This is a genomic window from Bacillus sp. CH_70, assembly GCF_038007045.1.
GTDB classification, from domain to species: Bacteria; Bacillota; Bacilli; order Bacillales; family Bacillaceae_G; genus Bacillus_A; species Bacillus_A cereus.
Genome location: NZ_JBBOWL010000001.1, coordinates 1184417 through 1210928, shown reverse-complemented (window position 1 = coordinate 1210928; position 26512 = coordinate 1184417). Strand labels below are relative to the sequence as shown.

The window sequence follows — 26512 nt, the reverse complement described above, 5'->3', positions numbered from 1 at the left end:
AGCTTGTGGTCGGTGTGAACAAGTAATTGTACAGTATGGAATGGGCTTTTGAGCACCAAACCGAACCGAAAGTAGTAGGCTTTGGCGTTATATCCAAACGTTATTATGGATTAGAGAGATTTCACAGTAGTGAAATAATTAGGGTGGTACCGCGGTCCATTCGTCCCTATAGTTTTTGGGATGAATGGGCTTTTTTGTTTGCCTTCTCTTCCCCCATCACGCATTCAATTTTAGGAGGAATTACTTATGTCAGTTATCTTTTCTGGTATTCAGCCAAGTGGAACGATTACACTTGGAAACTATTTAGGAGCAATGAAGCAGTTTACAGAGCTTCAAAATGAACACGACTGTTATTTCTGTATTGTAAACCAACATGCGATTACAGTACCTCAAGATCCCGTACAACTTCGTAAAAACATCCGCAGTCTTGCTGCACTTTATGTGGCATGTGGCATTGACCCTGAAAAAGCTACTTTATTTGTACAATCAGAAGTACCAGCACACGCTCAACTAGGTTGGATCATGCAATCTGTTGCTTACGTTGGAGAATTAGAGCGTATGACGCAATATAAAGATAAAGCTTCTGGTAGAGATTCAGTTCCAGCTGGATTACTTACGTATCCACCATTAATGGCTGCTGATATTTTACTTTACAATACTGAAATCGTGCCGGTTGGTGATGATCAAAAGCAACATATCGAATTAACACGTGACCTAGCAGAGCGTTTCAACAAACGTTACCGTGAAATCTTTACAATGCCTGAAATTCGTATTCCAAAAGTAGGAGCTCGCGTTATGTCATTAACAGAACCTACGAAAAAAATGAGCAAATCTGATCCGAATCCAAAATCAATGATTAGTATGCTTGATGAGCCAAAAACAATTGAAAAGAAAATTAAGAGTGCTGTTACTGACTCTGAAGGTATTGTGAAATTTGATAAAGAAAACAAACCTGGTATCTCTAACTTATTAACAATCTACTCTTCATTCTCTGGAAAAACAGTTGAAGAAATTGAAGCAATGTACGAAGGAAAAGGATACGGCGACTTCAAAGGCGACCTAGCGCAAGTAGTCGTAGAAGCAATTCGTCCAATCCAAGACAAATATAACGAACTAATCAACTCACCAGAACTAGACGAAATTCTAGACAAAGGTGCAGAAAAAGCAAACCGCGTTGCATTCAAACAACTACGCAAAGTAGAAAATGCAATGGGGTTAAGTAGAAAACGTAGGTAACATATAAAGCGAAGGGCTAGGAGCCGGAGCTAGATTACTACAAAATTAAAAAACCGCCAATTGGCGGTTTTTTAATTTACCTTTTGCTCATTTTCCATTTCCCATAACTTTTCAAAAAATGGCTGTCCTTTTACGAGACGCTCGCATAATTGTTCATGTTTCTCAGACCAGCCAGCTTTCGCTTCATCATACAGTCTAGCCCAAATATCCTCGAACTCCATATGTTGAACCGTTCCATATGCTGATGGATCCCACTCTGTGTACCAATAGCGAATCTCTGCTGTATTTTTCGTTGTATGTAATTGATCTAACGCCATAAATAATAATTGTTTTAGCTGTCTTTCTTTACGAGTCAAGCCATTCATAATGAAAGGCGATGGTGATAAAATGTGATGTTCTTTTTCTGTTTCTTCTACTTGGAACTCATACTTTTCTGCTTGTACGTTTTCTACCATCTCATATACCATCTGCTCTTGGCGTGGTATAAGTCTGCTTTTGCGAATTGGTACATTGTAACCAATTGTGTCAATCGCAATAATTCCTTTTCCATCTGTAACAACAAAGCAATACTCTTGCTGCAAACGTTCATGATTTTTACGAATATAAGCCTTATGATGTACGTCTTCCAGCATTTTTTGCGGAAGCTCTAACAATTCGTTCTCGATGTAATGATATAATGTGGCATCTACTTTTAATAATGGCACTTGATCTAATAGCTCAATCGTATCATCTTTCCGCCATTCGTAAAAATGACAAACGTTATACCCATTCTCTTCACCTTCAAACCAATTTACCCATACATCATGTAGATATAACATTCACTACCCCTCACTTCACTACTGTTTGTACCAATCATTATGTTCATTTTTGCTTAACTTTATTCCACTTGAGGAAATATATTCTAATTATTATTTTTTCTTCTATTAATACTAAAAAAACAGGAAATAGAGCCCCTGTTTTTTTATATATGAAATGTATTTGCTTTATTCAATATTTCTTTTGCATCTATAGATAATAAAGAAAGTGTATCTTCTCCTTCCAAAGTTACACAATCTTTGACAATATGAAATCCAAGCGCATAGCCAAGCATCTTCGGATAAGAGTGAAAGCCATTTAATAAGATGTCATGTTCCCTTGTTCCTCGTTTTATACTTATTCTTTCATGTACAACATTTTTCCAATAATAAATAGCCTCTTCTTTTGAAAGATACGCCGTCCACGGTGCATTGTTTTTTTCTGAATATCTTTCCGTCACTGCTTGCTCAGCTAGCCCTTCCATAATCATTGTATCAAGTAATGTATATTCTGTTTCTTTCGTCTCAATTTGATGTAACCTGCATATGTGATGGTATTCATGCGCCAATAACACTTTTAATTCTTCTACCGAATTCCGTCCACATACGAATAAGAAAATAACATGACGCATTGATAATCCAGCCCTACCGTTATACTCTTCTTGCACAGTTCGATTATAGGAATCTGATAATAAAATAAAGACAGGGACATCAGGACCTTTCAACCAATTTTTCAATTTATCATACTCCAGGCTCAACTCTTTCCAAATTTCCTTTTCCTCTAATTCTTTAATTTCCTTTTCCCCGCGCATGATCGGGCGATACATCCCTTTTGAAATTAAAAAGCGATACAACCTTTCTTTTGGCAACGGAATATACTTCGTAAATTTCTCACAAAGTTTCTCTGGCCGTCCATAATATAAATGTAGCCATTCAGCTGTTTCAACAATCCCCATCTTTATCCCTCCTTTTTCTTATGTATATGCTACAGGAGAAAAAGACGTAAAAATAAATAAGGAGTTTTTTCGCAATATAATGCGGAAAAACTCCTTATTTTATCTATTATTTATACGATTTAAATACTAACACTGCGTTATGACCACCGAATCCTAATGAGTTACTTAATACTGCATTTACTTCTTGGTGTCTCGCTTGATTCGGTACGTAATCTAAGTCACATTCTGGATCTGGTGTCTCATAGTTAATTGTTGGAGGAATTACTCCGTCTGTAATTGATTTAATAGAGAAAATCGCTTCAACAGCACCAGCTGCTCCTAATAAGTGACCTGTCATTGATTTCGTTGAGCTAATTGCTACTTTATACGCATGCTCACCGAAAGTTTCTTTAATTGCCATCGTTTCATATTTTTCATTCGCATCCGTACTTGTACCATGCGCATTAATGTAATCAATATCTTCTGGCTGTAGGCCTGCATCAGCTAAAGCTTGACGCATTGCACGCACTCCGCCTTCACCACCAGGAGCAGGCATTGTAATATGGAATGCATCACCAGTTGCACCGTAACCAGCGATTTCCGCGTAAATGTGAGCACCACGAGCTAATGCGTGCTCTAATTCTTCAAGAATTAAAATACCTGAACCTTCACCCATTACGAAACCGCTACGGTTTTTATCAAACGGACGGCAAGCCGTTGCTGGGTCTTCATTAAATGTTAATGCTTTCGCTGAGCTAAATCCTGCGAATGCCATACTTGTTAGCGGCGCTTCTGCTCCACCTGTAATCATTGCATCAGCATCACCACGCTGAATTGCTTTAAATGCATCACCAATTGAGTTTGCACCAGATGCACAAGCCGTTACAGAACAAGTGTTAATTCCTTTTGCTCCTGTTGCAATTGATACTTGGCCTGCTGCCATATCTGGAATCATCATCGGTACGAAGAATGGACTCACGCGGCGCGGGCCTTTCTCAGTAAAAATCTTAAATTGTTCTTCGTATGTTTCCATACCACCAATACCAGATCCAATCCATACACCAATTCGAGGTCCATTTTCTTCTGTAATTTCAAGCTTTGCATCTGCAACTGCCATTTTCGCTGCTGCTACTGCATATTGTGTAAAGCGGTCCATACGGCGCGCTTCTTTTTTATCAATATATTTCTCGACTTCAAAGTCGTTAATTTCCGCTGCTACTTTTGCTGGAAATAGTTCTGGATCAATTCTTGTAAGTCGCCCGATTCCAGATACACCCTTTTTAATGTTTTCCCATGCTGTTTCAACATCTGTTCCGACCGGTGTAACAGCTCCTAGTCCTGTAATTACGACCCTCTTTTTTTCCATACAAAATACACTCCTTTTTTTCTCTCAGTCCTTATTTACCCCAACGAAGAGCAACTGCTCCCCATGTTAATCCGCCGCCAAAACCAACAAGTATAATTAAATCACCATCTTGAATACGTCCATTTTGCAATTCCTCTACCATTGCAATCGGAATTGAAGAAGCTGATGTATTACCGAACTTCTCAATTGTCATACTCATTTTTTCTTGTGGTAAATTTAACCTCTCTCTTGCAGATTCCATAATACGAATATTCGCTTGATGCGGTACTAAGAAATCTACATCCTCTTTTGTAAGACCAGCCTTATCCAGCACGCGAAGACAAGATTCACCAAGTTGACGAACGGCAAATTTAAAGACTTCTCTGCCATTCATCATAACATACTCGTCTTGATATAGATGCTTACCGCCGCTTCCGTCTGCTCCTAATTCGAAAGATAGAACGCCTCTTCCTTCTGAAACTGCTCCCATTACGATAGCACCGGCTCCGTCTCCAAATAATACCGCTGTATTTCGATCATTCCAGTCTACAATTTTAGATAGCTTATCACTACCAACTACTAATACGTTTTTATAAGTCCCCGTTTGAATAAATTGCTGCGCTGTAATCATTCCGTACATAAAACCAGCGCATGCTGCACCCACATCCATTGCAGCTGCATGTTTCGCTCCAATCGCTTCTTGAATGACACAAGCTACTGCTGGAAACGCACGATCTGGTGTTACTGTCGCCACTAAAATAAGATCGATATCTTCTCCGCTAACCCCTGCATCTTCAAGTGCTTTTTTCGCAGCCTCTACGGCCATATATGAAGTATCTATTGTATCATCGGCAATGCGTCTTTCTGCAATTCCCGTTCTCGTACGAATCCATTCATCGGATGTATCCATTATTTTCTCTAAATCGTGATTTGTGACTACTTTTTCTGGCACATATCTTCCGATCCCTAAAATGCCCACGTTCACATCGCAGCCCTCCGTTTTATATCAATTATTATGACTTGGTACTAATTTTAAAACATAAATGTATTTTTGTCTAGAATATATTTCGCATAAAACAGAAAGCTAACGCATTATCCACTTTATTTTTCATTAAAAGAAACAGAATCATACCTTTTCGTGTTTCATTCCAAATAAAAAGGCCCGAACCGCTTCTACTCACGATTCGAGCCTCCCCTCCATCAAAAAAGAAGGATTTTATTCTTTATCTGCTTTCCCAAGCTCATAAGCTTCGTTCATAACTTTCATTAACAACTCTAACACCGGCTGTGCCTTCTCCATATCAAGTGCAATTCCGTTATCATCTAAAATTGCCTTCGCTTCCGGTAAATGCTTCATTGCGATTTGTAAAAACTGCATGCTTTTTTCGTTCATATTATACTCTTCCTCTCCATTAAAACTTTCACATACAATAGTGTAACACGCGTGCTACTCTTCGTATAACTCTTTATATTTTTTCATGTGTGCCAGTTGCTTATTTAAACCGTATTCTAACGGAGTATTTCTTTTTATCGAAATGACTTCAATAGCCTCATCTCTTATTTCATTATTATTTTTATTTACTTTATCATCCGCGCGTAAAAGATTCATACCTTTTTCCCATAATGACTGTTTACCACTAAGTAAATTGTATATACCAAGATGCGCCCCGTTCGTTCCATTTTCCCATAAGTATTCACATACATCTTCAATGTAAAGCAAATCACTTCCTTTTTCCTCACTCGTACAACGGCACTCTTTCTCGTCTAATTCTGATAAAATGAGCTGATGATACATCATAAAGGATGGTTGCCACGGTCCATATAATGTAGGAACTCGAAATACACTATATTTTAAATTCCCTTTTTTCAATCCTTCTTCTACTTTCAAAAATAGGCGCTTATTTTCGGATTCACCTGTACTACTTACTTCAATAGAAGAAATTAAATTTAACTTCACTTTTTGTTCTTCACACATTCTTATAATTCGCTTTAAATATTGTAATATGACTCTTTCATTCCGAAATCCACATTGCTGATTTGGCTCATATAAGCAAAAGTAGACAGTATCGAATCTCTCTTCCTCTACCGATCTCCATCCATCTTCATCTCTTATCGAATAATACGTAAATAACGCATTTCGCCCAATTAACAATAACTTCTCTTCATTAATTTTGGTCATACTATCGAATTCATCAAAATCAAGACCATACACTTCTACTTCTTCTGCGATCATTTTATTCACAAGGTGATAACCTACAAACGTAAGTGCACCTATTATCAGCACGCGTTCCATACCACCAACCCTTTCCCTTTGAAACAAATAGCTCCTCATTTATGTATATGGGAGCTTCACAATTCTTCTTCATATTTTTTAAAGAAATCGGTCGTTTGCCTAACCATTTTATATTTCACATCTTGCAGATGGAATAAGACAGAAGTATCACATTGATTTAATTGCCTCATTTTCTCATATCTCCGCAACTGCTGTTTTCTTCCTCTTTTTTCTTGTGTTGATACGAAAATTTTAACAGGTACACAAGATGGAAGAAGCGTAAATGATTTCTTATTTATTTTTAAATCTAATTCTTCTTCTTTGGAATCATACGCCAAACTTAATTCCTTCACGAGTCTCTTGTAAAAAAACTTATGCTCTTTCTCAAAACCCACATATTCTGGTAAATCTAAACACGGATTTAACATAACAACAGAACGAATACATTCAGGATATTTGTTCATCATTTCAAGTGCCACAAGCGCTCCCATACCATCTGCCATAATGTGCATCTTCGCATTTAACGTCTCTTTTCTCAAAACAACATCATATAAACGTTTTGCCAGACGAACAGATTGATCGTTCCCCCAATGTCTTCCGTATAAATTAGAGGAAAAGACCGTGTAGCCTTGCTCAATAAGACCATGTAAGAAATAAGATTTACCCGCATGTTGTGTCCATAAACTTGTACCATTCTCAATAAAGTAGTTATAATCACCGAGGAGCATAACAGAAAATCCATTTGGCTTCTCCGGTAAATAAATGACACATGGTTCTTTTTCTAAGTAAAAAAAACGTTCCGTAATACTCATTTTTCCCCCGCCTTATTTTCTAAACATATAAAACCACTCTTTTATAATGTATGAACGGAATGCAAATTTGCGTTGAAAAATCTACAAATATTTTTCTATATTCTTTTTTCAATTGTGTTACAATAAGGACAGATTGAACGAATAGAGGTGTAAAATATGCGTTTCATTTGGGCATTAATTTGGTCGTTCTTACTTGTACATATGATGAGCTACGTAATTGGCTCTATGACTGGCGGTACATACGACTTTAACCAAGCGTCTATTTTCTCAGTTGTTCTTGCTGTATTAGTACTCGCAATTTCAGCTGCAATTCCAAACGAGCCAGTAGAACAACACTAAAAAAAGAGTCCGGATTTTATCCGAACTCTTTTTTATTTTCATTTCACATGAACGACTAATTCGTTATTTTCTACATCAACAACTACGTGACTATTGTCTGTAATTGTTCCTGCAATTAATTCTCTTGCTAATTTCGTTTCCACTTGACGTTGTACGTATCGTTTTAATGGACGAGCTCCGTACATTGGGTCGAAACCAGCTTCTACAACAAATTCTTTTGCTGCATCTGTTAATTCTACTGTAATGTGACGGTCAGCTAGACGGCCTTGTAGTTCTTTTACAATTTTATCAACAATGCCTTTAATTTCATTCGTTGTAAGAGGTTTGAATAAAATAATTTCATCAACACGGTTTAAAAATTCAGGGCGGAAATGTCCTCTTAATTGCCCCATTACAAGGTCTCTTGATTCCTCTTTAATCGAACCATCTTCTTCTAATCCCTCTAGTAAATGAGCAGATCCAATATTTGAAGTCATAATAATAACTGTGTTTTTAAAGTCTACTGTTCTTCCTTGTGAATCTGTAATGCGTCCATCATCTAACATTTGTAATAAAATGTTGAATACTTCTGGATGTGCTTTTTCGATTTCGTCTAACAAAATAACTGAATATGGTTTACGTCTTACCGCTTCTGTTAATTGACCGCCCTCTTCATATCCTACATATCCAGGAGGCGCACCAATTAAGCGTGACACAGCGTGTTTCTCCATATACTCAGACATGTCAATACGAATCATTTGCTCTTCACTATCGAATAAAGACTGCGCTAACGTTTTTGCAAGTTCTGTTTTACCAACACCCGTAGGGCCTAAGAAAATGAAGGAACCAATTGGACGATTCGGGTCTTTAATACCAGCGCGTGCACGAAGAACCGCGTCTGATACTAGGCTTACTGCTTCCTCTTGTCCGATGACACGCTCTGATAAGATTTGCTCTAAGCGTAGTAATTTCTCACGTTCGCCTTCAACAAGTTTAGCAACAGGAATACCAGTCCAGCGTGAAACAATATCTGCAATTTCTTCTTCACTTACTTCCTCACGTAATAAACGACTTTCTTCTTTATTATGCGCGCCCATTTCTTCCGCTTCTTTTAATTCTTTTTCGATTGCAGGAATTTTCCCGTGACGAAGTTCGGCTGCTTTATTTAAATCGTAGTTACCTTCTGCTTCTTCTAATTCACGGCGCAGACGTTCTAAATGTTCACGTAAGTCACGAACTTTGTGAATGTCTTCTTTTTCTTTCTCCCATTTCGCTCTCATACCACTTGCAACTTCTTTTAAATCCGATAATTCACGTTGCAATGTTTTTAGACGCTCTTGGCTACCACGATCCGTTTCTTTTCCAAGAGCCGCTTCTTCAATTTCCAGCTGCATAATACGACGCGTTACTTCATCTAATTCTGTCGGCATAGAATCGATTTCTGTACGAATTGTTGCGCACGCTTCATCAACAAGGTCAATCGCTTTATCCGGTAAGAAGCGATCTGAAATATATCGATCTGATAAAACTGACGCTGCTACAATCGCACGGTCATGAATATTTACACCGTGATAAATTTCAAAGCGTTCTTTTAATCCACGTAATATGGAAATCGTATCTTCAACAGTTGGTTCTTCTGCTAATACTTGTTGGAAACGTCTTTCTAGTGCTGGATCTTTTTCAATATATTTACGATATTCATCTAATGTTGTCGCCCCGATACAATGCAGTTCACCACGAGCAAGCATCGGTTTTAACATATTTCCTGCATCCATCGCACCTTCTGTTTTACCAGCTCCAACGATTGTATGAAGTTCATCAATGAATAATAAAATGCGTCCTTCACTCTTTTTAATTTCATTTAATACAGCTTGCAGACGCTCTTCGAACTCACCACGGAATTTCGCACCTGCTACGAGCGCACTCATATCTAACGCAAAAATCGTTCTATCTTTCAATCCTTCAGGTACATCCTTTTTCACAATACGCTGTGCTAATCCTTCAACGATTGCTGTTTTACCAACACCTGGCTCACCAATTAAAACAGGATTGTTTTTCGTTTTACGTGAAAGAATGCGGATAACGCGTCGAATTTCACTATCTCGGCCGATAACAGGATCAATTTTCCCGGCTCTCACTTCTGCCACTAAATCACGGCCATATTTTTCTAACGCTTCATAAGTTGCTTCTGGATTTTGACTAGTCACTCTTTGATTCCCCCGAACTGTCATTAAAGACTGTAATAAGTTATCTTTCGTAATATGCAATCTTGCAAATAATTGATTTATATCGCCTTTTTCTTCGGAAAAAGCAAGCAATACATGTTCGACTGAAATGTAATCATCCTGCAATTTTTCTGCTTCTTTCCCTGCTCTTACAAGCAATTGTTGCAGAGCGCTCGTTACATACAATTTTCCAACCTCTGCACCGCTCCCTGTTACAGAAGGTTTCTTTTTAATTAAGCTTTCAGCGCTTTGCTTTAATGCTTCTATATCAACATTCATTTTTTGAAATATACGTACTGCTAATCCATCTTGCTCTTCTAATAATGCAAGTAATAGATGAACAGTATCCACCTCTTGGTGATGATGAGATACCGCTAAAGATTGGGCACTCATAATCGCCTCTTGTGTTTTTGTTGTCATTTGATTTAAGTCCATCTTTACAGCCCTCCAAAAGTTTGACTTTCTTTGACCTTTGATTTGATTATACGCCAACTGACTTTTTTATACAATAATTTTGCCTATGTATTTTCAAACTTATTATTGGAAAAAGAAAAAGGAAGCATTCATTATATTGTTTTAAAAATACGGTAAATGAAATTATAATGTGTAACGACAAAAAAGCCGCAATAACGATTGCGGCTTCTGTTACGGTTTTCTTTTATATGTCCACTGACGGTTATGATTCGTATTATCTGGAAACTTTTCACCGGCAGTTAATTGTACCATTTGCGGATTTTTCACCATACTTCCCGTTTCACCAATTTCTACATAAATACCATCATTCGGCGCTTTTTGTCCAGAACGAAACCTGCGATTTTGTCCCATTTTCATTCTCCTTCCATGACGTCTTTGCCTCATTAGTATATCCATTTTAAAAGAAAGGTTTTCTGTCATGTTTAGGAAACAGTACTACATCTCGTCCTTGTACATATATATGAATGATACAAGCGTAAGCAGGGATTTCTTTCCTACTTGTAGAAAAAAAAAGAAACCAACCTACTCTAGGCTAGTTTCAAAGGAGAGTCAAACATATACGAGAAGATTACATGTTCATTATAAGTCTCATCACACGAGCAATGTAACCCTTTTCACAATTTGTACATAATGAAAGAAACATTGTTTGAACTTTCTAAAAAGATGTTGACTTTTCTTAATTTCCAACGATAAATAGTAGACACCGCAGCACTTTGAGACGTAAGATGGATATATAGTGAAATTTCCATCTATGGTGATTTCACCGAGTCTAACCTCTTATTTCTGCATATTAAAAACGGAAATACAGATAGATACAAAAAAATTATTATAAGAGGTGAAATTATGAACAAACAACATTTAATCGCATTAGACTTAGACGGTACTTTATTAACAGACAACAAAATAATTTCCACTCGAACGAAACATACAATTGCAAAAGCAAAGGAACAGGGACATATTGTTGTTATTTCAACAGGACGTCCATTCCGTGCTAGTTATGATTACTATAAAGAACTTGCTCTTAACACACCTATCGTAAACTTTAACGGTGCTTACGTACATCATCCTCTTGATTCAAGCTGGGGAACACATCACTCTCCTCTTGAGCTAGCAACAGCGCAAGAAATTGTACGAGCTTGCTTTGATTTCGGCGTAAAAAATATATACGCGGAAGTAATGGACGATGTGTATGTTCGTGAAATTGATGAAGATAAAAAACATATTTTCGAATTCGGCTCTCCTAAGATTTTTACGGGAGACTTATTAAATATTTTAAACGATCATCCAACTTGCTTATTAATTGATGCACATGACGAGCATTCCACTGCAATTCGTCAACATTTAACGGATATGCACGCGGAAGTAATCGATCATAGAAAATGGGGCGCACCTTGGCCGATTATTGAGATTGTGAAAAGCGGATTAAATAAAGCGGTTGGATTACAAAAAATTTCTAGTCATTACAACATTCCACAAGAGCGAATTATCGCTTTCGGTGACGAAGATAATGATTTTGAAATGATTGAATTTGCTGGTCACGGCATCGCAATGGGGAATGCCATCCCTGAATTAAAATCACTCGCAAACCATACGACGTTAACGAACGAAGAAGATGGTATCGCTTTATATTTAGAAGAGGTTCTTGGGTTGTAATCTAAAAATTCCCTACTTATAGTTTCCTGCCAAATGTCCATACTATAAGTAGACGCAAGAGACATCGCGTCGATTGTTTTCAGCTAAATAAAGGGGGTTTTTCGAATGGGTAAAAAGAACAAATCAAAGCGTTTTATCCAACAAGGAGCCGATGCTGTTATGAAGCATGATGCAAGATTCCCGTACAGAGGTACATTAGCTGAGGCAGAAAAGGCAAGAAGTAACTCTTCTTTTGGAGGGGTTTAAATGGGGAACTTACTATTCCAACAAGCTAGAGATGCTGTTGAAAATGCCGTATCTTGTTCAAGCGGTACTGAGCAACAAGATCTCGTATATAGAGCAAAAAATGCTTTGCAATCCGCTTACGCAAACTCTTCAACTGCTGAAAAAGTTCAGCTCCGTGAAATGCAAGAGCAATTGCAAAACATTACGAATGTACATTAAAAAAGAGGACCAACTTCGGTCCTCTTTAATCTTTCCGAAACAATCCGAACACCCCAACTGTTTGCAGTATATTTGTAAATGCACCTGGGTCCACTTGTTTAATAATCCTCTCCAATTCGTATAACTCGTAACGGGTAATAACCATCATTAACATTTCTTTATTTTCATTCGTATAAGCACCTGTTGCTGGTATCGTTGTAATTCCTCTTACTAATCGCGAGTGAATCGCCTTTCTTACGTCCGCCCCATTCTTCGTAACAATTAATGCTGTAATCTTTACATGACGAGTATGAATTGCATCAATAATTCTCGTCGATACATATAAAGTCACTAACGTATATAACGCTTTTTCCCATCCATATACATAGCCAGCAGCGATAATGATAATTGCATTAAAAAAGAAAAAGTATGTACCGACAGGCTTATCTTTTATTTTTGATAAAATCATAGCGATAATATCTAATCCACCTGTAGAAGCACCCCACTTTAAAGCAATCCCTACTCCAATTGCCGAAATAATCCCGCCAAAAATCGCATTTAATATGATATCATTCGAAACCTCTCTAACAGGGATGATTTCTAGAAACAAAGTCATAAATATAACACAAAGAAAACTAAAAAAGGTGAAGGCCTTTCCAACCTTTTTCCACGCTAAAATAACGACAGGAATATTAAATAAGCTAAACAATACTCCCGTAGATATGTGAATCGATAAAAAATCACCTAATATTTGTGATAATAATTGAGACAATCCAGCAAAGCCGCTCGCATACACTTTCGCTGGCGTTAAAAATAAATTCATCCCAATCGCGTTTAATAAACCTGCGATGATTACAACGATTAACTTCTTTATAAGTTCAGTATAATTCAACTTCAAATCCATTTCGAATCCACCTTTACCCTTCATAAATGCACCGCTATACATAGTCTTTACGAAAAAGGAAATGATAAACGTACAACGTTTAGAAATGGAGTTGATACATATGCCACATACGAGTGATAACGACAAAAAAGCACGCGATAATAATGCAAAACGCACACAAAAAAATGAGCAAGAGCAAAAAAATATTCAGCAAGGTAAACGTGCATACTCTAAAAAGACCGATCACCTTTGATCCCATCGTACATCAACAATTATGTTGATGTACTTTTTTACATTTTAAAGGAAAAAACATTAAAAATTCACTTCATGTTCACTTCTATATTCTACAATAGCGATAACATATTCGGATGAGGTGTTGGCATGAGAGGGAAACATATTTTCATTATTACTGCACTAATAAGTATATTGATGCTATCTGCTTGCGGACAAAAAAACGGCTCAGCTACAGTCGCCACAGCAACAGACTCGACTGTTACGAAGGACGACTTCGAAAAACAATTGAAAGATCGTTACGGAAAAGACATGCTATACGAAATGATGGCACAAGACGTCATCACAAAAAAATATAAAGTACCTGATGAAGAGGTAAATAAAGAAGTAGAAAAAGTAAAAAAACAATATGGAGATCAATTCAAAAAAGTATTAGAAAACAATCGTTTAAAAGATGAAGAGGATTTCAAAAATCAAATTAAGTTCAAACTTGCTATGAATGATGCGATTAAGAAAAGCATTACAGAAAAAGACGTAAAAGATCACTATAAGCCAGAAATTAAAGCGAGTCACATTTTAGTAAGTGACGAAAATGAAGCGAAAGAAATAAAGAGTAAATTAGATGCTGGTGCTTCATTTGAAGAATTAGCAAAACAAGAATCACAAGATCTACTATCAAAAGATAAAGGTGGAGACCTTGGATACTTCAATTCAGGTACAATGGCTCCTGAATTCGAAACCGCTGCCTACAAACTAAATGTTGGACAAATTAGCAATCCCGTAAAATCATCAAACGGTTATCACGTTATTAAATTAACTGATAAAAAAGATCTAAAACCTTACGATGAGGTAAAAAACTCTATTCGCAAAAACTTAGAGGAAGAACGTACTGCTGATCCTGCATTCAGCCAAAAATTATTACAAGAGGAATTAAAAAAGGCGAATATTAAAATAAACGATAGTGATTTGAAAGATACATTTACTCTTGTTTCACCGCAAGGAAATTAAAAAAGCACAACCTTATCTTTTTACATAAGGTTGTGCTTTTTAATCTTCTATCTTATTTCTTAAAGTAAGTCCAACCTTCTTCTTGGTAAACTTTTTCTTCTTTCATCAATTTACCAAGTGCGCGCTTAAATGCAGCTTTACTCATGTTAAAGCGTTCTTTAATATCTTCCGGATGGCTCTTATCCCAAAACGGCATTGCTCCGCCTCGTTCTTCCATATATGCATAAATTACTGCCGCATCGTCTTCCATTCCTTCTTCTTTACGAGGAAGAAGTGAAATGTTAATTGTACCATCATCTTTCACGTCAATAATACGGCCCGTTACACGCTCACCGATGCGAACTTGTTCTTTTCTTTCTGTATGGTGTAAGAAAGCACGGAAATGCTCATCAGTTAGTATGAATGAACCAACTTGAAGCGAACGATATACACGTCCATTTACGTTTTTATTACGCATAGATGGCGTTGCATCTACGATAATTTCTTGCATATCACTGTCTCTTGCCGGAAGAGCAATTAAACGATCACGATTCGTTAATTTTAACGTACAATATAATTCGTCGCCTACTTCTGGCCATACCGGCATATAAATTGGGAACTCATCAGCTGGAATTAGTATATCTTTTGACACACCAATATCAACAAACACACCTAAACTAGGAATAACTTCTACAACCTTTACCCAGTTCCAATCATACGTTGTAATAATCGGTTCCTTCATTGTTGCTGAAATACGATTTTGGTGATCAAGGTATAAGAATACATCAATCGTATCGCCTTCTTCAATTTCTCCAGCTACTTCGTTTTTATGTAGGAAAATTTCTTCTTCTTCATTCCCAACCATATATCCGATTTCCGTTTCGCGTAAAACAGTTACCTGTTCAATCGATCCTATTTGCAAATACATATTTTTTAATTCCCTTCTATATATATAAAATTATCTTTTTTATCATTCCAAACAAAAGTTAATTATAACATGATTTTTCCTGTATTTGTCCAACTGCCCAAAATTCACTATAATAAAATGAGGTTCCATGAATATAAGTACGAAAACACTTAAGTCTAGACTCGTTTTCAGCTATACTTTAGTATATACAGTACATAACAAGATTAGAAATTTATTTGGAGGTGCTAACTATGGCAAAAGATAGTTCTTTTGACATCGTTTCGAAAGTAGAATTACCTGAAGTAACAAACGCAATTAATATCGCATTAAAAGAAATCCAAAACCGATATGACTTTAAAGGAAGTAAAAGTGATATTAAATTAGAAAAAGAAGTACTAGTTTTAACTTCTGACGACGAGTTCAAATTAGACCAAGTAAAAGACGTTTTAATTTCTAAACTTGTAAAACGTAACGTTCCAATTAAGAACTTAGATTACGGAAAAGTTGAAGCTGCAACTGGCAACACTGTTCGCCAACGTGCAACACTTCAACAAGGTATCGATAAAGATAACGCTAAAAAAATTAACAACATCATTAAAGAAATGAAATTAAAAGTAAAAACACAAGTACAAGACGATCAAGTACGTGTTACAGCGAAAAGCCGTGATGACTTACAAGCCGTAATCGCAGCTGTTCGTAGCGCTGATTTACCAATCGACGTACAGTTCATTAACTACCGCTAAAAAGAAAACTCCTCTTAATTAGAGGAGTTTTCTTTTTGTCTTGTAGAGACAATATTACAAGAACAAACCATAGAAAAAAGGGTATGTGCGGTAAAAATCACTAAGTAAATTGAAAATAAGGAAAAGACACCTTAAGACGTTTTCCCTTCGATTTGAATTACTTTTCTTAGTAATTACATCCTAGGCCAAAGTCATCTTAAAAATTGCTATAACTCATAATTCCTCTCCTCGCCAAAACGTAACAATTTATGAGTATAAGAATATTTTCCAACCTTTAATGTAATGTAAAATTAATAAGTATTTTAAAAAATGTTAATTAAAAAAGAGTTAGAAGTGGTTATTTGAAGAAATTAATATTATGGTTTTTATTGGCCACATTCTCCCTAAATACTGTAGGATGTTCTAATAATACGAATACACTAACGGATAAGTCTAACTGTATCAACAAAGCTTGGTACAAAAAAAATATGTCATGTAATCATTTAAAAAACATTAAATAGTTATTGATAAAGGTCATAAAAAAAGACACCTCAAAGTGCCTTCCTCCGACTTGAACTATCTCAATTTCAACAATATTTGGATGTAATTAAAAAGAAGCATAAATTGTTAATAAAGATGCAGACTTCAAAATAAAAAGTACACTAAGTAAATTCTTATTCAAAAATTTATATTAAACACTAATATTTTAGAAGAAAGTTTATAAGTGTAAAACCTACAGGGATTTCCCCTGTAGGTTTTATTACATTTCAAGTAATTTCCAAATTTATTATGAGTGGCTTTTTTCAGTTTGGTTTTCAAAATATTTTTCTTTAACCATTTTTATCAGATTTTCTTTTTCTGTTAGTTCAAATATAAATAATGCTTTTTTCATGTTATTTGCAATATCTTCTTCATTCTGTTGTTTAAATCTTAATAAATTCCATCCTTTTAAATAGTAAAGTTCACCTAATAAGTATAGAGTATTTAGATTAATAGCTAATTTGATGCCCTTATCAATGTATTTTACCGCTTCTTCATATTGATAGGTCATACCTAAACATTTCGCTAAATTAAAAATGATTTTTAATTTAATCGCTTTATCTCTCGGAAAATCTAACTTATTAAAATTAGTTACACATCTTCGTAATATAGTAATACTTTTATCATATTCTTTATTTTCCGCATAAAATATAGACATTGTCTGCATAATATCTATTTCTCTTTCTGATAAAAAATCAACATTGGTTAAAGTTAGTTTTAATGCATTATTTAAAAGCTTTAAAGCAATTTTTATGGATCTGTGCACCTCAAATACAGCAATTGCTTCATGCCATAGGAGAAATTGTTTATCTTCTTTTGCCTGAAAAATTTTTTCATCTTTCTCTTTTTTCACGATTTCATAAAGTTCTTTATATTGTTTTTGCTTTAAGCAATCTTTTATTACACATTTTACATTTTCTACATATTTTAACTTTTTGTTTTGAGTTAATGCAAATATATTATTTGGGTCAATACCAAGTCTTTCTGATAATTGATATAACAATATACTAGATGGATAAATCATACCTTTTTCTATTTTGCTAATTTGACTTTGCGAACATATTCCATGACATAATTCGGATTGTGATATATTTTTTTTAATTCTAAGCTCTTTAATGGTAATACCCAAATCGTAAAATTCCATTTTCCCACCTACTATTTAGTACTATATTAGTATAAGAGTATTCTCTAACTTTTAATGTAATGTAAAATTAATATAGTTGCAATTATTGTTTGTTTCAAAGGTCTTTCTCTATCCGTATTGACACAAAAACAGGCTAGGAAGAAGACTTTCTCCCTAACCTGGCCCCACCGAACAAACTTACAAATCTAATAAGAAGACATGAACATAGAGTGCGTAACTTCTCATCTCATCTACGTTTCCTTTTAACTGCAATTAAAAACGCAATAAATAATACATTCACACCAACGATTAAGGAGATAAATAACCAATTCACACCTGTTTCTCTGTTAACTTTATACACGTTTGATTCTTCACGCTTTAAAACGAGATAAAATTTTCCGTTTTCCTCTCTTATAATTTCATCCTGCAACAATCCTCTTAACTCTTGTTTTTCACCAATTGCACTTGCAGGTAAGGAGACTTTTTGTGTTTCTTTCGTATTATTAATTGCTACTAAAGTTACTTCATCTTTATATTTTCGTTTTAGTATGCTCATCCCGCTCTTATCATACAGAAGCTCAAACGTACCGCGTCGTAAAGACGGTCTCGCCTGCCTAAGTTCACCTAGTTTTGTTATGTGCTGCATAAATTTTTCGTCTGACTTAAAATCCATTAATCGTCTATTATCGGGTACACTTCCTCCATCTAATGCAATTTCAGTTCCGTAATAAAAATTCGGAATCCCAGGTGATGTTAACAAATATGTAAGCGCCAGTTTTAAACGTGATGGCGGATAATACATATTTTCTTTTGCAATACGCGCATATCTTTTTGTTTCTTGATCATCTAAAAACGTAACAAATTCCCCTTCTTTTTTACTCACATCGTATAACGATTTCACCGATACATCCGCTTTGGAAAACGATTCTACTATTTTTTCGTTGTATTCGCTATCCTCCTTTGTCATAATACGAAAATCTTTCTTTATCACTTGCATATCTTTTTGCGCGTTATCCCAAAAGGAACGCGACTTTTTTTCACTATGTATAACATAGCTTCCGTCTAAATCAACTTCTTTTATCCACCATTTCATTGCGTCAATTACCTGTTGTTCGTTTTCTCCAAGCGGAAATTGAAATACAACTTTCATTCCTTTTGCCTGAGCTTCTTTTACAAGTTCTTTCACATCATTTTCTGTCCCGAAATGTTCATTTACCTTTTTAAAATTTCGCACGTCTAATCCATCGTACTTTCCACTTTCAAAAAGTGGCGAAAGCATAACGGTAGTAAAACCCATTTCTTTTATGTAATCCAACCTTTTTATAATTCCTCTTATATCCCCGCCTTGATACCCTTCTAAATTACCAACTTCTAACTGTTTGTCATTTTTCGGTTCTCCATTATTGAAGCGATCAATCATAATGGAATAGATAACTTCGTCTCGCCACTCTCTTTTTTCGTCTGCAAAAGTATGTATTGGTACAAACAAAACAACAGCTAAGCAAAAACAAATGAATAGTTTCCTAGTCCGTATTTTTCCCACACGCATCCCCCAAGTTTTTTAATTACAAGAATATTATACCAATTTTCTGAATGAAACGCATATGTCGATTTCAACCCTCACAAAATAATACATGTTAGATTTCCTAACATCATTTATATAATTTTCTGAATTTTTAGTTGATTTTTAGTTTAATTTCGAATATGATATGAAACATAACAAAATGATGTTATTTTTTCTAACATTACAGGAGGGAAAATCATGAATATGGGAGATACGGTTTTTATGTTTGTAACGACAGTAATGGTCATGTTAATGACACCAGGATTGGCACTTTTTTATGGAGGTATGGTTCGCAGCAAAAATGTACTCAGTACAACGATGCATAGTTATAGCGCAATGGCTATCGTTTCGATTCAATGGATTGTTATCGGCTATTCTTTATCATTCGGACCAGATTGGCACGGGATTATCGGTACACTTGATTGGTTCGGGCTAAACGGAGTTACCTACGCACCAAATCCAGACTACTCATCTACTATTCCTCACAATTTATTCATGATGTTTCAACTCATGTTCGCCATTTTAACTCCAGCTTTAATTTCAGGTGCATTCGCTGAAAGAATGCGATTTTCTGCCTTTCTTATTTTTATCCTTCTATGGACAACGATCGTTTACAATCCTGTCGCTCATTGGGTATGGGGCGTCGGCGGGTGGCTAAGGGAACTTGGGGCACTAGACTTCGCTGGCGGAAACGTCGTTCACATCACTTCCGGAGTTGCTGGTCTTGTATTAGCTATTTTCCTTGGAAAACGAAAAAACATAAATGGTTCTTCTCCTCACCATTTGCCATTTACAATGTTAGGCGCAGGCTTATTATGGTTTGGCTGGTTCGGTTTTAACGTCGGCAGCGCATTATCCTTAAACGACGTAGCTTTAACTGCATTTATTAATACAAATATAGCCGCTGCTGCCTCCGCTCTAACTTGGATGCTTTCTGAATGGTTCTTCCAATCAAAACCGACTGCGATGGGAGCTGCTTGCGGAGTTGTTTCTGGTCTAGTCGCTATTACACCAGCTTGCGGGTTCGTTACACCTTTCTCCGCTCTTCTTATCGGAGCAATTGGTGGTATATTATGCTTTGGCGCCGTTTTCTTCTTAAAAACAAAATTCGGGTATGACGATACACTTGATGCCTTTGGATGCCACGGCATCGGAGGAACTTGGGGCGGTATTGCAACAGGACTATTTGCAACCACTACCATAAACGGAGATGGTGCAAACGGATTATTTTACGGAAATGCCGCTTTACTGTTTAAACAACTGGTAGCAATTGGAGCAACATATGCATTCACAATAATAATGACTTATGCCATTATTAAAGTTATTAACTTCTTCCTCCCTGTTCGGGTAGATGAGCACGAGGAACATATGGGACTTGATATTTCGATGCATGGTGAGAAAGCTTATGAACATGCAGAGCGAGCAAACTAAAAAAAGAGATGCAATCTATTAGTAATAGATTGCATCACTTTTTTGCGCACCGGGCAACATACCCCACCTAGTATAGCTGGAAATATATTAACGTTTTTTTGGATATATCAACGATTTTTCAAATATATCGATTGTTTCTTTCAATATATCAACGTTTCGACACAAGATATCGATTTACCAACAAATTCCGACATAACGAAACTGAAGAATACCCGCGTGTAACTTTACACATAAAAAAGACGACCGTTTCATAACAGTCGTCTTTTCCTATTTATTTCGGAGCATTTCCTACATATTGCGTAATATCAACATTTAATGCCTGCGCTAAACGCATACCGTATTCTTGATCTGCACGGAAGAAGTTACAAACAGCTAATAATTTTGTGCGTTCATTTACGTCTTTTAGATCATTTGTTAAGTTTGCAATTAAGTTATCTTGCTCTTCTTTAGAGAATGAACGGTAACGCTCACCTGCTTGTTTGAAGTCATTTGGTTTCTCGATTTTTTCACGAGATACATAGCCTTCTACTTTCATAGTTGAATCGCGGTAAGCTTTGTCTTCAACCGGATTCTCTGCATGACGGCTCGGTTCGTAGTTAATTGTAGATGGGTTTTGATTGATTTGCATCGCACCATCACGTTGTTGATTATGAACAGCTGCGTACGGGCAGTTTACAGGAATTTGTAAGTAGTTCGCACCAAGACGGTAACGCTGTGTATCTGGATAAGAGAATAAACGACCTTGTAATAATTTATCTTCAGATGGTTCAATACCATTTACAGTTGCACTTGGAGAGAACGCCACTTGTTCTACTTCAGCGAAGAAGTTTTTCGGGTTACGATTTAACGTCATCGTCCCTACTTCAATTAACGGGAAGCGATCTTCTGGCCATACTTTCGTTGGGTCTAGTGGATCAAAGTCTAAAGAATCCGTTTCATCTAGTTGCATCACTTGCACGTGTAAATCCCACTTCGGATAATTTCCTTTTTCGATTGCATCGAACAAGTCACGAGTTGCATGGTTGAAGTCTTTTCCTTGTACTTCTTGCACCTCTTTTGCACTTAAGTTACGTACACTTTGCTGTGGTTTCCAGTGGTATTTAATGTAAACAATTTTACCTTCTTCATTAATCCATTTAAATGAATGGACGCCGAAACCTTCCATTTCACGATAACTTGCTGGTGTACCGTAATCAGAAAATACCCATGTCATCATGTGTGTAGATTCTGGAGTTAACGTCATGAAATCCCAGTAACGATCTGGCGTTTGAATATTCGTATCAGGTGCTGGTTTTAAAGAATGTACCATATCAGGGAATTTAATTGCATCACGAATGAAGAAAACCGGTAAATGATTACCTACGATATCGTAGTTTCCTTCTTCTGTATAAAATTTAACAGCGAACCCACGTGGGTCACGTGCTGTTTCAGGAGAACCTTGACCATGAATAACCGTTGAAAAACGAACAAATACAGGCGTTTCAGTTCCTTCATTTTGTAAAAATGCCGCTTTCGTATATTGCTTCATACTATTTTTCGTTACGAATACACCGTGAGCACCTGCACCACGTGCATGCACAACACGCTCCGGAATACGTTCACGATCAAAGTGCGCAAGTTTTTCTACTAAATGATAGTCTTCTAATAATACTGGTCCACGACGACCAGCTGTACGAGAATTTTGGTTATCTCCAACTGGAGCACCTTGGTTTGTTGTTAAGCGATTATTTGGATTCATCTAGGGGGATCCTCCTCTTTCTTTCATAGTAATTATTATTTATTTAAAATTATTATAAACTAATTATTATTCAAAACTAAACCTTTGTCAACTATTTCCTTCACTTTTTTTGAAACAATTTCAGCCAAACAGTCGATAAATGCAGATTGTGCATTCGGCATACTTGGTCTAAAATATTTGGCATTTAATTCATCATTTACAACTTTACATTCATAATCGTTGTCATATAAAACTTCTAAATGCTCCGCTACAAAACCAACTGGGCAATATACGAAAGATTCGTACCCATGCTCTGCATATAAATCTTTCGTTAAATCTTGCACATCTGGACCAATCCATGGATCAGGAGTATTCCCAGCACTTTGCCAACCGATTGTATAGTTTTGAATATTTGCAGCTTCTGCAATTAAATCTGCCGTATGCTTTAGTTGTTCTACATATGGGTCTCCTGCTGCAATAATCTTTTCTGGCAAACTATGCGCTGAGAAAATTACGACTGCTTTCTCTTTATCATCAATTTCTGTAAACGTTTCTTTTATTTGGTCTGCCCAATACGAAATAAATTTCGGTTCATCATACCATTGTTCAATTGGTTCAATAACAGGACCACCGATTTCTTTCGAAAGACGAATAGCACGATCATTATACGCTTTAATGCTAAATGTAGAATAGTGCGGTGCTAATACGATACTAATCGCCTGCTCAATTCCATCTCGCTTCATTTCCTCTACAGCATCTTCTATAAATGGCGCAGTATGTTTTAAACCTAAGTAACAAGTAAATTCATACTCTGTAAATATGTTATTCATTGAATCTGTTAATTTATGCGCCTGCTCTTTCGTAATTTTTGCAAGCGGCGAAATTCCACCAATCACTTTATAGCGCTCAATTAAATCTTCAAGCGCTTCTTCTGACGGCTTACGCCCGTGACGGATATGTGTATAATATGCCTCTACATCGTCTAATGATTCTGGTGTTCCATACGCCATTACGAGTAAACCTATTTTTTTCTTTGTCATCTATATAACACCTCAATTTTATAAATGAGAATCCTTTTCAGAACGTTTGTTTCCAATTATAACAAGCAATAATAAGTACGTCAAAATAATAATTCTAATTAAGTATTATTTATAATATGATTTTGAATTTTATATGACAATTTCTTTAATAAAAAGCGACTTACATAATTGTAAGCCGCTTTTCCCTTATTCCTTAATATTTACCCCATATTCTTTAAACCAAACGTGAATTTGTGCTAAATGAGCTAAAAGCTGTGGCCCAGTCATCAATTGACCGAACACCATATAACTACAACAAAAGAGCACAGCGTGTATATAAAGTGCTACCAACACTCTATATACCGTCCGCCTAATCACACTAGGCAAACACTTGCTGTACTCTTACGGACTATTTTACAGTACGTAAGGGCTCCTTAGCAACAGTTTGCTTACACATGGCATTCTGTTGCTTTTTTGTTTAAACAAAGGGGCTAATTAATGATGGAAAAGAAACGTATTGATGTTATCGCAACTAAAGAATCCTTCCACAATCTTTCTACATTTAAAGAAGTAGAAGAACTAAATAAAACTGTACGTGCATACAGAGACGCTATCCGTATGTCTATTAAACGTACTGACGTACAATCAAAACTTATTACGTTACTTGAAATTTTAAAGCGCCACAGCTGTAAATATGTAGGTGTTAGTTTCCTATGCAAAAATAGAATAGCTGAAAAAATGGAAGTTTCATATAAAACTGTACAACGTTTAATGAAGAAGCTTGTGGATCTAGAGATGATTAAACAGGTACCGATGAAGCGTACAAAGGATATGCTTCAAACTTCTAACGCTATTATTATTCAACCGATTGTGGAAGAAGTGTCCAACAAGGTAGATACAAAAAGTCCTACAAAGTGTCCTACCATTAAAACAACCCCTGTTTCCTTAAAACAAAATATAAAAGATAAAAACAAACGTAATAGTAATGAGAATAGCAATACACCAGAAGAGAATATTGAACAAGCTGATTTTGTTGCTCACTGGGTACCAAAACATTTTGTTTCTTTAGTTAGCTCTTTTTATCATGAATCAAAAACAATTCAAGAACTATGGAAGGTCGTAAGACAGTGCAATAAAGTTACAAACTTCTCTACAGGTGAGAAAGCATTCGATAAAGACCAGGAACTTACTATTGGCTTAAAAGCTATTAAAGAATTCGTTATGAAAATTAAATTTGGTACAAAAATGAACAAGGGTAAATTCGCTTATTTCAACGGGATTGTAAATAACTTAATGGACAAGTTCTACTTTGATAAAGAATTTATGGGGATGTAATATTTATATTTATTACGTAAAATCGTTATGATTTACTTATTACTTTGAGGAGGTTATTTCATGAGTTATGATACTGTAGCATCGCTACAACGGATACAACAATTAGAACCAGCTCGGGCTGCAACTGGGGAACGTTTGATTTTAAAACGTGTAAATTCAACCACTGAAATATGGTTTATTGTTACTGCATTTATTTTATTAATTCCTACATTAGGATGGTCACTCATACTCTACGCTCTTTATTTTGGGATAAAATCTATTTTTGCTAAAACATACTTAGTTCAAAATGTAGCTAATGGAGAGAAATTCAAAGTGGGCAAAGAAGACTTCAAACAATATAAGAGGAACTTTAAAAAGAAAGAAAAACAAGTTAGAAGGATATCTGATTTGTAACAAAAAAGGCCGGCTCAATTAAGAACCGGCACTTTCTATTTTACTTTGATATATTCATAAAACCACTTACCTTCAGGTCTATTATCCATCCACCAAGTAATTTTATCTAATTCTGTATTAGGTAATACTTCCGTTTGGATATAACATAGTCCTGAAAGTGCATCTACATTAACACTTCCCTTTATACCACGATCGACCATAGCTTGAATCGCTTCATTTAATAAATTAGTACCAAATCCACCTGATTTAACATATTGGTAACCACCATTGGCAATAGACTGTTCTGACTGGTTCTCTCCTGTAAACCAATTCAGCGTTTTGTCACCTTGCAATAAATTAATATCAACTTTTCCAATACCATCAATATGACCATTGTCGGTATATTGCCAGATATCACAAGGATAGGCTGGTTTCTTTTGTGGATTACCATCATTTGTTCCATAGCGTGGCAACCAAACAAAATCAGCTTGTACACTTTGTAGATTGTAATCACCGTACATATGATGTGCTACATAAAATCCTACTTTCCAACCTGCAGCTTTACATGTATCGATAAATGCTTGTGATGCTTTAGCTAAATCATTAAGATTACCTTTGCTTTTCATTGATTTTACTGTATCGTCTTCCACATCTAATACAAGGAATTTAGCATTAGGATTTACCCTTGCTAGAAAGTCCTTTGCTTCCACAATTGCATCAGATACAGATACATAACATCCATACGCATAAGCAGCATGTGGAATACCGTATCTCTCTAAATTCGCTACATGGTCATTATACAAATGATCCACTAGATTTGAACCATATTGTACACGACAAATAGCTAATTCAATTTGTGGTGCTGCAACTGCCCAATTTATTTTATCGTTCCATTTTGATAAGTCTACAACGTGTCTCATTACTGAACATCCCCTTCAAATAGTTTTTGCTTAATTTCTGTTACGTCTTTAGAAATAGATCCAAATGCTTTGGCTTGTTCTTCAATAACTTGCTGGTTTCTATCGATTACTTGTTGATACTTTTCTTCACGCTGCTCATTCTTTTTTTGTGTAGTAAATAGCATCCACACAAATAACGCTGCAAATGCCCCTTGTTGAATAACTGAATTAAAAATTGCATCCTCCAATGTTCTCATCTCCTTTTTTGACAATAAAAAAAGACCAGTTTATAGCT

Annotated in this window: 28 protein-coding genes, 1 pseudogene and 1 other annotated feature (1 of these 30 only partly in view); of the genes and pseudogenes, 11 read left to right on the top strand and 18 right to left on the bottom strand. The window is 35.9% G+C overall.

Translation table 11 applies throughout. From position 1 onward, the window contains the following. Positions 1 to 171, top strand: a binding site (T-box leader) (it extends 46 nt beyond the left edge of the window). 75 nt (positions 172 to 246) lie between these two features. Continuing rightward, the gene (gene trpS, locus N2V79_RS06185) at positions 247 to 1236 is read left to right on the top strand and encodes a tryptophan--tRNA ligase (protein WP_063546790.1); all 990 of its coding nucleotides are present in this window, start codon (positions 247 to 249) and stop codon (positions 1234 to 1236) included. Between the two features lie 71 nt (positions 1237 to 1307). Here the strand turns inward: trpS and N2V79_RS06180 are convergent, their stop codons facing one another. From N2V79_RS06180 to N2V79_RS06150, 7 genes are all read right to left on the bottom strand, one after another. Next, complete coding sequence (locus N2V79_RS06180; RefSeq protein ID WP_000966129.1) at positions 1308 to 2054, bottom strand: YjbA family protein; 747 nt, start codon at positions 2052 to 2054, stop codon at positions 1308 to 1310. Between the two features lie 143 nt (positions 2055 to 2197). Continuing rightward, entirely contained in the window at positions 2198 to 2986 is a 789-nt protein-coding gene (locus N2V79_RS06175; protein ID WP_053565023.1) for a DUF2268 domain-containing protein, read from the bottom strand. A 106-nt stretch (positions 2987 to 3092) separates the two neighbouring features. Further along, positions 3093 to 4331 carry a beta-ketoacyl-ACP synthase II gene (gene fabF / locus N2V79_RS06170; RefSeq protein WP_000412656.1) on the bottom strand — a complete coding sequence of 413 codons (1239 nt, stop codon included), beginning with the start codon at positions 4329 to 4331 and terminating at the stop codon, positions 3093 to 3095. Positions 4332 to 4362: 31 nt separating this feature from the next. Further along, positions 4363 to 5295: a beta-ketoacyl-ACP synthase III gene (fabH, locus tag N2V79_RS06165; RefSeq protein WP_001100533.1), complete on the bottom strand. Its 933-nt coding sequence runs from the start codon at positions 5293 to 5295 to the stop codon at positions 4363 to 4365. Between the two features lie 231 nt (positions 5296 to 5526). Beyond that, entirely contained in the window at positions 5527 to 5703 is a 177-nt protein-coding gene (locus N2V79_RS06160) for a ComZ family protein (protein WP_001986215.1), read from the bottom strand. A gap of 54 nt (positions 5704 to 5757) precedes the next feature. Continuing rightward, complete coding sequence (locus tag N2V79_RS06155; protein WP_000487723.1) at positions 5758 to 6630, bottom strand: NAD-dependent epimerase/dehydratase family protein; 873 nt, start codon at positions 6628 to 6630, stop codon at positions 5758 to 5760. A gap of 29 nt (positions 6631 to 6659) precedes the next feature. Continuing rightward, positions 6660 to 7394: a hydrolase gene (locus N2V79_RS06150; protein WP_000028690.1), complete on the bottom strand. Its 735-nt coding sequence runs from the start codon at positions 7392 to 7394 to the stop codon at positions 6660 to 6662. A 156-nt stretch (positions 7395 to 7550) separates the two neighbouring features. Here N2V79_RS06150 and N2V79_RS06145 point away from each other — a divergent pair, with 156 nt between their 5' ends. After that, positions 7551 to 7733, top strand: a complete 183-nt coding sequence (locus tag N2V79_RS06145) for a YjzD family protein (RefSeq protein WP_001211116.1) — start codon at positions 7551 to 7553, stop codon at positions 7731 to 7733. Positions 7734 to 7771: 38 nt separating this feature from the next. Here the strand turns inward: N2V79_RS06145 and clpB are convergent, their stop codons facing one another. Continuing rightward, positions 7772 to 10372, bottom strand: coding sequence for an ATP-dependent chaperone ClpB (clpB, locus tag N2V79_RS06140; RefSeq protein WP_340719708.1), 2601 nt, complete (start codon positions 10370 to 10372; stop codon positions 7772 to 7774). A gap of 210 nt (positions 10373 to 10582) precedes the next feature. Further along, entirely contained in the window at positions 10583 to 10762 is a 180-nt protein-coding gene (locus N2V79_RS06135; protein WP_000531422.1) for a YjzC family protein, read from the bottom strand. A gap of 492 nt (positions 10763 to 11254) precedes the next feature. Between N2V79_RS06135 and N2V79_RS06130 the strand changes: the two genes are divergently transcribed. The 3 genes from N2V79_RS06130 to N2V79_RS06120 all read left to right on the top strand — a co-directional run bounded on the left by N2V79_RS06130 (position 11255) and on the right by N2V79_RS06120 (position 12508). Further along, positions 11255 to 12064, top strand: coding sequence for a Cof-type HAD-IIB family hydrolase (locus N2V79_RS06130; RefSeq protein WP_001041231.1), 810 nt, complete (start codon positions 11255 to 11257; stop codon positions 12062 to 12064). A 105-nt stretch (positions 12065 to 12169) separates the two neighbouring features. Further along, positions 12170 to 12310, top strand: coding sequence for a hypothetical protein (locus N2V79_RS06125; RefSeq protein ID WP_000516816.1), 141 nt, complete (start codon positions 12170 to 12172; stop codon positions 12308 to 12310). Further along, a complete protein-coding gene (locus N2V79_RS06120) occupies positions 12311 to 12508 on the top strand; it encodes a DUF3813 domain-containing protein (RefSeq protein WP_000527408.1) in 198 nt (65 codons plus the stop codon). It abuts the gene before it with no gap. A gap of 25 nt (positions 12509 to 12533) precedes the next feature. Here N2V79_RS06120 and N2V79_RS06115 read toward each other — a convergent pair whose 3' ends face one another. Then, positions 12534 to 13391, bottom strand: coding sequence for a YitT family protein (locus N2V79_RS06115; protein WP_340719707.1), 858 nt, complete (start codon positions 13389 to 13391; stop codon positions 12534 to 12536). A 100-nt stretch (positions 13392 to 13491) separates the two neighbouring features. On the opposite strand from N2V79_RS06115, the gene N2V79_RS06110 reads away from it, so the two are divergent. Together N2V79_RS06110 and prsA are read left to right on the top strand one after the other, a co-directional pair. Then, a complete protein-coding gene (locus tag N2V79_RS06110; RefSeq protein WP_001120851.1) occupies positions 13492 to 13623 on the top strand; it encodes a DUF3941 domain-containing protein in 132 nt (43 codons plus the stop codon). Between the two features lie 128 nt (positions 13624 to 13751). After that, positions 13752 to 14609: a peptidylprolyl isomerase PrsA gene (prsA, locus tag N2V79_RS06105; RefSeq protein ID WP_340719706.1), complete on the top strand. Its 858-nt coding sequence runs from the start codon at positions 13752 to 13754 to the stop codon at positions 14607 to 14609. A gap of 52 nt (positions 14610 to 14661) precedes the next feature. Here prsA and N2V79_RS06100 read toward each other — a convergent pair whose 3' ends face one another. Next, entirely contained in the window at positions 14662 to 15516 is an 855-nt protein-coding gene (locus N2V79_RS06100; protein ID WP_000281259.1) for a CvfB family protein, read from the bottom strand. Positions 15517 to 15746: 230 nt separating this feature from the next. Between N2V79_RS06100 and N2V79_RS06095 the strand changes: the two genes are divergently transcribed. Beyond that, positions 15747 to 16238, top strand: a complete 492-nt coding sequence (locus tag N2V79_RS06095; protein WP_001040146.1) for a YajQ family cyclic di-GMP-binding protein — start codon at positions 15747 to 15749, stop codon at positions 16236 to 16238. Positions 16239 to 17004: 766 nt separating this feature from the next. Here N2V79_RS06095 and N2V79_RS06090 read toward each other — a convergent pair. Both N2V79_RS06090 and N2V79_RS06085 read right to left on the bottom strand, forming a co-directional pair. Continuing rightward, positions 17005 to 17901, bottom strand: a complete 897-nt coding sequence (locus N2V79_RS06090) for a helix-turn-helix domain-containing protein (RefSeq protein ID WP_340719705.1) — start codon at positions 17899 to 17901, stop codon at positions 17005 to 17007. Between the two features lie 226 nt (positions 17902 to 18127). Continuing rightward, positions 18128 to 19429 (bottom strand): alpha-amylase family glycosyl hydrolase, encoded by a 1302-nt coding sequence (locus N2V79_RS06085; protein WP_340719704.1) that lies wholly within the window; start codon positions 19427 to 19429, stop codon positions 18128 to 18130. Positions 19430 to 19642: 213 nt separating this feature from the next. Between N2V79_RS06085 and N2V79_RS06080 the strand changes: the two genes are divergently transcribed. Continuing rightward, a complete protein-coding gene (locus N2V79_RS06080) occupies positions 19643 to 20875 on the top strand; it encodes an ammonium transporter (protein ID WP_001055850.1) in 1233 nt (410 codons plus the stop codon). Between the two features lie 271 nt (positions 20876 to 21146). On the opposite strand, the gene katB is transcribed toward N2V79_RS06080, so the two are convergent. The 3 genes and pseudogenes from katB to N2V79_RS29210 all read right to left on the bottom strand — a co-directional run. Then, entirely contained in the window at positions 21147 to 22613 is a 1467-nt protein-coding gene (gene katB, locus N2V79_RS06075) for a catalase KatB (protein ID WP_078400955.1), read from the bottom strand. A gap of 59 nt (positions 22614 to 22672) precedes the next feature. Further along, positions 22673 to 23632: a ferrochelatase gene (gene hemH / locus N2V79_RS06070; protein ID WP_340719703.1), complete on the bottom strand. Its 960-nt coding sequence runs from the start codon at positions 23630 to 23632 to the stop codon at positions 22673 to 22675. A gap of 186 nt (positions 23633 to 23818) precedes the next feature. Then, positions 23819 to 23911 (bottom strand): annotated as a pseudogene (locus N2V79_RS29210) (aspartate--ammonia ligase); the annotation flags it as partial. Between the two features lie 201 nt (positions 23912 to 24112). On the opposite strand from N2V79_RS29210, the gene N2V79_RS06065 reads away from it, so the two are divergent. After that, positions 24113 to 24946: a helix-turn-helix domain-containing protein gene (locus N2V79_RS06065; protein ID WP_340719702.1), complete on the top strand. Its 834-nt coding sequence runs from the start codon at positions 24113 to 24115 to the stop codon at positions 24944 to 24946. 60 nt (positions 24947 to 25006) lie between these two features. Next, entirely contained in the window at positions 25007 to 25339 is a 333-nt protein-coding gene (locus tag N2V79_RS06060) for a hypothetical protein (protein WP_340719701.1), read from the top strand. Between the two features lie 35 nt (positions 25340 to 25374). Here N2V79_RS06060 and N2V79_RS06055 read toward each other — a convergent pair whose 3' ends face one another. Together N2V79_RS06055 and N2V79_RS06050 are read right to left on the bottom strand one after the other, a co-directional pair. Then, positions 25375 to 26238 carry a GH25 family lysozyme gene (locus N2V79_RS06055; protein WP_340719700.1) on the bottom strand — a complete coding sequence of 288 codons (864 nt, stop codon included), beginning with the start codon at positions 26236 to 26238 and terminating at the stop codon, positions 25375 to 25377. Beyond that, entirely contained in the window at positions 26238 to 26465 is a 228-nt protein-coding gene (locus tag N2V79_RS06050) for a BhlA/UviB family holin-like peptide (protein ID WP_000389069.1), read from the bottom strand. The genes N2V79_RS06055 and N2V79_RS06050 overlap by 1 nt, the downstream gene beginning before the upstream one ends. Positions 26466 to 26512: the final 47 nt, after the last annotated feature.